The following is a 281-nucleotide window of genomic DNA, read 5'->3' as shown; positions in this document are numbered from 1 at the left end:
CTGACCAATGCCGCTGGCACGCCAGTGACCGTGACCCTGTCCAACGGTGCGGTGATCACCATCGCAGCAGGCGCCACTTCGGGCACCGCTACCGTGGCTGCCCCAGCGGATGACGTCTATAAAGATGCTGGTAAGGTTGAAGTCACCATCACCAAGGCCGATGGCGGCAACTTCGAGCACCTGGAGACCAACCCGACTCCAGCCGTGACCGACGTCACGGACACTATCGATACTTCAACTGTTAGCCTGACCGCTACGCCGAGCGTCGCTGAAGGCGGCAT

The 281-nt window shown here is 61.2% G+C and carries 1 protein-coding gene; it reads left to right on the top strand.

Annotation, left to right across the window (positions count from 1 at the left end):
* On the top strand, nt 1-281 hold a 281-nt coding region (locus LXM55_RS32370; RefSeq protein ID WP_233324212.1), incomplete at both ends, for an immunoglobulin-like domain-containing protein.

Origin of the sequence: Pseudomonas sp. Au-Pse12, assembly GCF_021341665.1 — a bacterium.
Lineage (GTDB): Bacteria > Pseudomonadota > Gammaproteobacteria > Pseudomonadales > Pseudomonadaceae > Aquipseudomonas.
The sequence above is the reverse complement of the archived record's forward strand: the minus strand, read 5'-3'. Positions and strand labels throughout refer to the sequence as shown.